We start from the raw sequence: 7,331 nt of genomic DNA, 5'->3' as shown, positions 1-7,331 counted from the left end.
GGCACCGGTGCTGCCGGACAAAATGGCACGCTCGTCAATGTCAGCGGCACCAACAGCTATGCCGGCGCACTCACCTTCGGCACTGCCAATGTGGCCATCTCCTCAGACAGCGGCAGCCTCGCCCTCACCAGCACCACCGCCATCGTCGGCGGCACGCGCGCGCTCACCCTCACAGGCGCGGGCAATGGCAGCCTGGCAGCCGCCATGGACACCACCGTGTCCGGCCTGACCAAGAACGGCTCCGGCATCTGGACGCTTTCCGCAGCCAGCACCTATACCGGAGCCACGGCGGTGAATGCAGGCACGCTCAATGTCACCGGCTCCCTCGGCAACACCGCCGTCACGGTCGCCAATGGCGCGACTCTGGCCGCTTCAAGCCCCCTCGGAGGCAGCCTCACCGTGGCGAATCTCGGCACGCTCAGCATTGGCAATATCCTCACCGCCGGCAGCACCGGCACCCTCACCGTAGGGGGCAATCTGGTGCTCAATGACAGCAGCTTGCTCCTCTTTGATCTCGGCACCGCCAGCGATCTCATCCAGGGCAATGGCACACTCATCACCCTCGACGGAGTTGTCCGCGTCACCACCGGCGCGGGCTTCACCGCAGGCACCTACAAGCTCATCGGCTACACCGGCACCCTGACCGACAACGGCCTCGTGGCCCAAATGCTCGCCGGGTATAACACGAGCATCGTCGTCGATACCGTGAACAAAGCGGTGAACCTCGTCGCCACCGCCATCAGCGCGCAGTATTGGGACGGTACGGACACCGTGGCAGACAACCTCGTGGACGGCGGGGATGGCATCTGGACCAACGCCGACACCAACTGGACGCTGGCAGACGGCAGCAACAACACAAGCTGGTCTGCCTCGGTGGAGAAGATCGCCGTGTTCGGCGGTGCCGCAGGGGGCACCGTTCAGGTGCAGGATGCGATGGCGGTCAACGGGCTGCAGTTTGCCCGAAACTACACGCTAGCCAGCTCGGGCGGCCAGATTCAGATCACCAATGCAGCGACTGAATTCCGCGTGGACACCTCTGTCACAGCAACCGTGGCGGCACCCGTCACAGGTGCAGGCGGCATCAACAAAACCGGAGACGGCACGCTGATCTTCACCGCCGCCACAGGCTCCAACACCTATGCTGGCAGCACCCTCATCACTTCCGGCACGCTGAAAATCGGTGCCACCGATACCCTGCCCACCGGCACCGCCGTCACTGTCGGCGCAGGTGTCTTCACGGCCACCTTGGATCTCAGCAGCGCCAGCCAGCGCATTGCCAGCCTGCAGATCGCATCGAACAACGCCAATCTCAGCAGCACCGTCACCATCGGAGCCGGGCAGACACTTCAGGTCAATGGCAGCTTCAGCACCGGCGTTGCCAACAATGTCAAAACCGTGACGCGGGCCATCATCACCGGACCAGGGTCGCTGGTGATCAGCAACACGAATGCATTCTTTGATGCCGGGCTGCAGACCGTCACTTCACAGGCCGCCGCCGATCTCCTTCCCAATGCCACCTTCCCTTTCGACAATGGCGCCAATGCGAACAATGTGACGTCTGACTTCACCGGTCTGGGATCATTGACCGCGAACGTGAAGGAGTTTCGCGTAGGATTCGGAGTCAACGTCAACAGCACCCTCCTGCTCTCAGATACGAGCAACAGCATCACCGCGAACGTGGTGCAGATTGCCAACAGCAACGGGTTGAACTCCGGCACCAGCACCATGATTCTCGGCGCAGGGACCAACACCCTTGTGACAGATGCCATCAACATCGGTGTGTCCAAAGGCGTGGCCACCCTGAAGTTCGCCTCCCAGACTGCCGGCAGCGCTGGCACCGTGGTCATAGGGGGAAAAACCGGGGCCACAACCGACATCACTGTTGGCGGCACTTTGGGCACGGCCACGGGAGCCCAGCCCACCGGCATACTCGATCTGCGCGGGCACACCGCCACCATCACAGCAGGCGCGCTCATCATAGGCAAACGCAACAGCAGCGGCGGCGGCGGAGCGGTCGGAACCGCGTACTTTGATGGTGGCACCTTTACCGTCAACAGCATCGAGATGGGCACCATGAGTGGCAACTCAGGCACCACTTCTCCGGGACCATCGGGCAGCGGCACGCTCATCATCAGCGGCGGCACTTTCACCGTAAACAGCGGCGGCAGTTTTGTCATGGCCACCTACGCCAACACCAACACCTTCGGCAACGCCAAGGCCGTGCTCACCATCAGCGGCGGTTCCCTGATCTCGAACGTCAACATCGTCGAAGGCGGCGGAGTGGGCGCCACCACGGCCAACACGACCAGCACCATCAATCTCACCGGCGGCACACTGGACATGACCGGGCACAGCATTGGTGACGCAACCAATGTCATCGACGTCCTCACGCTCGAATCTGGCACGCTCAAAGACGTGCAGGAAATCAACGGGGGTGGCGCAGTCACAAAAAGCAACACGGGCACCCTCACGCTCCTCGGCACCAACACCTACACCGGAGCCACCACTATCAGCGCGGGCACATTGCAGGTGGGCAATGGCGGCACCACGGGAACAACGGGCTCGGGGAATGTCATCAACAACGCCACGCTGGCCTTCAATCGCAGTGACCTCCTCACCGTGTCCAACAACGTCAGCGGCACCGGCGTGGTGAATCAAACTGGCAGCGGCACCACCGTCGTTAGCGGTGTGAACACCTACACCGGGCAGACCACGGTCAGCGCCGGCAGCCTGCTGGTAAACAATGCGTATGCCGGCGCTGATTCCGCCACCGGCACCAACACGGTGCAGGTCAATGCGAATGCAACTCTCGGCGGCACGGGTAGAATTGCTGGCTCCGTCAATCTCGCTGCAAATGCGACTCTGGCACCGGGTGGCAATGCCGCCAGTATCACCGCTGGCACGACCGGGCTGAGCACGGAAATCGGCACTGTTTTTATTGGTGGCAATCTCACCGTCGGAGCTTCCGCCACGCTGGCCTTGCAATTGAAGAGCAGCGACATCGGGCTGAATGCTACCTTTGACTCCATCACCAACCGCCTGACCAGCGTCAGCGGCACCGCCACGGATGGCGGCAACGACCGCATCATCGTGAATGGCACCCTGTCCCTCGACGCGGCCTCCACCCTCAGTGTGACTCTGGGATCGAATTTTACGGGCGGCTATCAATCCGTGTTTGATCTCGTAGACTGGACCGGCTCAAACATTGCGCTGGCCTACTATGACTCTGGCACCGGCATGCGAGTGGGAGGCAGCGCCGACAACGCGGGCTTCGCGCTCGACCTGCCTGATCTCACGATTTACAACAGCAGCTGGTATTGGGATGTGAGCCAGTTTGGCAGCACCGGAGTCATCGCCATTGTGCCAGAGCCAAGCCGCGCCCTGCTGCTGCTTGGTGGATTGCTTGGCTTGGGTCTGCGGAGAAGACGGCTGCCAGCGCTCTAAGAATGGAGATGTGCAAGCAGCCCGCTTTGAATCACTTTGAGCTGCGGGTCAGCCGCTTAGGCTTGAAGCGCAGCACGGCTGCTTTGAATTGATCCAGGACCTCATGCGAGGAACCGTAGCGGCCGGACACATACATGGCGACCAAGGGATCAAACTGCGGTGAGAGATCGGGACGTGCCTCTGCGACGCGCCGGGCAAAGGTCAGCGGACCTTCATTGGGCATCCAGGTTTTCACACCGGCTTTGCCCACACGGCTGCAGGCACGCTGCCACAGCCGCATCCAAGGATCGGCATGACGGGCGGGACGCCGCAGCCATAAGGCGACGAGCAAGACACCCACCACAACGAAGGCGGCGCTGGGGATGAGCAGCACGAGTTTGCTCTGGCGCAGGCCGACGCTTTCCAGCAGTCCTCGCTGAGCTTCCTGGTTGTAGTCGATGACCTGGTTTTGCCAGTCGTAGTTGACGCTGTCCCACCACAGCCGCAGGCGCTGCAAGGAACGGCCCCAAAGGGTGCGGCGCTGGCGTTCAGCCTCCTCGGCACCGCCGGCCAGGAAGGCCCGCAGGTCGATGTTCACGCGGTCTGGCGCGAGTGCGCCGGTGGGATCGACGCGATACCAGCCGTATTTTTCAAGCCACACCTCCGTCCACGCATGCACATCACTTTGTTTCACGATGAGGTAGCCACCATTGTGGTCGGAGTATTCGCCACCGAGGTAGCCGACGACGATGCGTGACGGCACTCCCGCCATGCGCATGAGTGTGGCAAAGCTGGCGCTGAAGTGCTCGCAGAAACCGCTGCGGCGGTTCAGAAAGAAGTCTTCCAGCGCCTGCGGCCCTTTGTACTCTCCCGGCTCCAGCGTGTAGCTAAAACCCTGGGTTCTGACGTAGTTGAGCGCGATCTGCACAAGCTGCTCATCCGTTTGCGTCACTGATTCCCAGTAATCGGTGAGCTGCCTGAGTTTGGGCGAGATGTTTGGCGGCAGTTGCAGCGCGGCTTCGCGGTGATCCTCCGGCAGCTCACGAAATGGCGGCAGCTCGAAGCGCGAGACCACTTCGAAACGCTCTGAATTCTGCACCATGAAAGGAGAGACGAGCGATTGATCGAATTCGGGAGACAGCCGCTCACCACGCAGCTTGGCCATGATGGGCAGATCCAGCGCGGGCAGCCAGCGTTTGCCATGGGCCTCCAGGTCGATGATCTGACGCAGATCCATGCCGCTTTTCGGACGTGGCAGCTGGGGTGCAAAGCTGAGACGGTCTCCACGCGTCCAGCGCATGCCTTCACAATCCCAGAGCGTGAGACAGCGCCAGTAGCGGGTCTCGTTTGAAGGCAGTGTGCCATCAGGAAAGCGCACACGAAAGGCCACGTCTGAACTCTGGGCCACCCGGGCGATGTTGCCGGGATCGAGAACGTTATCGATGCCCGTTTCACCAAAGCGGCTGCGCCCTAGCGCAGACCCCAGATCAAGCAGCCCGCGCGGAAACACAAAGAACAGCAGCAGTGCCAATGGCAGCGCCTGGGCAAACAGCATGCCGGTCACGCGCAGCGGTTCACGCGCCCCCGGAATGCTGCGCCGAAAGCGCACCATGCACGCGGTGATGAACAGGACGACCACCACAGTCCACACAGACCGGGCGAGGTGGTTTTCCAGCAGCACTGCGCAGAAGGCGAGAAACCACCCAATGAGCGCCAGCACCTGAAACTCGCGCGGGGTGCGGCTTTCCAGCATCTTGGCTCCGGCGAGCACCAGCAGCAGCGCGATGCCGGGCTCCATGCCACCCAGTTCGCCATAATTGAAATACACCGCGGTGGCACCTGCGATGATAACGCCAATGCGCACAAGCAAATGCGGCACCGCCATGCGCAGCACCCCACGCCAGATGAGGCACAACGCACACACCACCAGGCCCGACGTGGCGATGTAACCGCGCAGCGGCAGGATGGCGAGGAGCAACGCGAGACTCAGAAACAGCAGCGGTCGTTTGGGCAGAAAGGTGGACTGCTCAAGACTCAGCACGTTGTCCACCTTGCCTGCCTGCAATTCATCCGAGAGGGCAGATCCGGCATCCGTGCCCGACTGCAGGGAGAGCGCATCGAGGCAGCGCCGCAAATGGGCGGGACCATGGCCCGCGCGAATGATGAGCCCGGGCATGCGGAGTTCGTAGGGCTTGCCTTCGTCTTCACAGATTTCCATCCAGCGTGCGATTTGCGCCGCACGGGCAGGTGCATCGAGTTGCAATGCATTCCAGTCGAGCACCACGACACCTTGAACGCCGCTGCTCCATGATTTGACCATCAGAGGGCCGCCACGCGCCGCTGAACGCCAGTCGATGTGGCGCGGTGAATCTCCCGCACGCCACTCACGCAGGCCGGCAAAATCATCACCGCCGCCCGTATTGCCACGGGAGGAGGATACAGCGATGGCATCTCCCTGCCGTGAAGTTTCTGGCGCAGGCAGCGGCAGATCACCGGCAGCCTCGGGATGCACGCGGCGCACCCACTTTGTCTCAACCAAGCACTCCGCCGAGAACAGGCCCAGCGGGTAAACACTGCGCACCACCAGCTGCAAGGCGCCGCTGGCATGGTGCAAGGGCGGAGGCAGATCGACGACCACCGCGCCACCTGCCGGAACACGTTCGACAAACACGGGTGTGGCGGCACCGACGACGTACACTTCGAGTCCGCATGGAGAGACGGCCCCCGTGGCACGCAACTCCACCGGAATGCACTTTTCAGCATCCTGTGCCGCAGGCCTGGCACCGATCAGCCGGACCCTCATCCCACGCAGATTCGCACGCGCATGCAGCCATGAGAGCAGACTCATCGTCGCAGTAAGCAGCGCGATCAAATGAGCAGCCCCATTGGACTGCGCCTCCGCCGCATACCACATGCCCGCAACGATGGCGAGCAGCGCCAGCGTGTGTCGGTTCCAGCGCACGCGCACTTTCATGGCATCAAGGCACCGGGGTTTCAGCGATCAACTGCCGCGCGAGCTCCACCCCGGTCATGCCATCGGCGGCATGTTCGAGGCGATGTCCCATGACGACTACGGCGACGGCCTGAATGTCTTCCGGCAGCACCATCGCCCGCCCGCTCAGCAAGGCCCATGCACGGGCGGCGGCAAGCACTGAAAGCCCGGCACGCGGAGAGAGCCCCTGCCCCTGGACACGGCTGGCTGCCAGCAGATCCTGCAAGTAATCGAGCAATGCAGGCGAGGCGTACACCGCACGCGTCCAGGTTTGCAACTGCTGCAGTTCGAGGAAGGTCATCGCGGGTTGCATCGCGCGCAGCATCTCACGGCGCTCCTGGCCTTCCAGCAGCGCGCGTTCGGCCGTGCGATCAGGAACTCCGAGCGCGAGGCGCATGAGAAAGCGGTCCATCTGCGATTCCGGCAGCATGAAGGTGCCGATTTGCGAAGAGGGATTCTGCGTGGCGATGACAAAGAACGGTTCAGGCAAAGGATGCGTGGAACCATCCGCCGTGATCTTGCCTTCCTCCATGGCTTCGAGCAGAGCTGACTGGGTCTTGGGCGTGGCGCGGTTGATTTCATCCGCCAGCAGCACCTGGGTGAAAACCGGGCCGCGATGGAAATGAAACGCCGCCGTGTCACGGTCGTACACCGAAGCGCCGAGGATGTCTGCAGGCAGGAGATCGCTGGTGAACTGTACCCGGCGGAAACCTAGCCCAAGCGCCTGCGCGAGCGCCTGAGAAAGCATCGTTTTGCCAACGCCGGGCTGATCTTCAAACAGAAGGTGGCCACGTGCCAGCAGGCAGGTCACAGCAAGGCGCACGACATTCTCTTTGCCAAGAATGATCTGCGACACACTCGCGATGATGGTTTCGATTTGTTGGGACGCTTGCAGAGCAGTGGCGGCGGGCAGCAT

The 7,331-nt window shown here is 62.3% G+C and carries 3 protein-coding genes; 1 reads left to right on the top strand and 2 read right to left on the bottom strand.

Features of this window, described 5'->3' with window-relative positions:
- A partial coding sequence (locus tag ACIREA_RS22360) for a beta strand repeat-containing protein (protein WP_397384572.1) occupies positions 1–3,444 on the top strand: 3,444 nt, incomplete at its 5' end.
- Positions 3,445–3,475: 31 nt separating this feature from the next.
- On the opposite strand, the gene ACIREA_RS22355 is transcribed toward ACIREA_RS22360, so the two are convergent.
- Positions 3,476–6,397 (bottom strand): transglutaminaseTgpA domain-containing protein, encoded by a 2,922-nt coding sequence (locus tag ACIREA_RS22355; protein WP_397384571.1) that lies wholly within the window; start codon positions 6,395–6,397, stop codon positions 3,476–3,478.
- A gap of 4 nt (positions 6,398–6,401) precedes the next feature.
- Positions 6,402–7,331 (bottom strand): AAA family ATPase, encoded by a 930-nt coding sequence (locus tag ACIREA_RS22350; RefSeq protein ID WP_397384570.1) that lies wholly within the window; start codon positions 7,329–7,331, stop codon positions 6,402–6,404.

The sequence above is a fragment of the Prosthecobacter sp. genome (assembly GCF_044373815.1).
Taxonomy (GTDB): domain Bacteria; phylum Verrucomicrobiota; class Verrucomicrobiia; order Verrucomicrobiales; family Verrucomicrobiaceae; genus Prosthecobacter.
The sequence above is the reverse complement of the archived record's forward strand: the minus strand, read 5'-3'. Positions and strand labels throughout refer to the sequence as shown.

Excerpts from the sequence above, each read along its gene's own strand:
- ACIREA_RS22355 (WP_397384571.1), bottom strand. The coding sequence starts at position 6,397 with ATGAAAGTGCGCGTGCGCTGGAACCGACACACGCTGGCGCTGCTCGCC.
- ACIREA_RS22350 (WP_397384570.1), bottom strand. The coding sequence starts at position 7,331 with ATGCTGCCCGCCGCCACTGCTCTGCAAGCGTCCCAACAAATCGAAACC.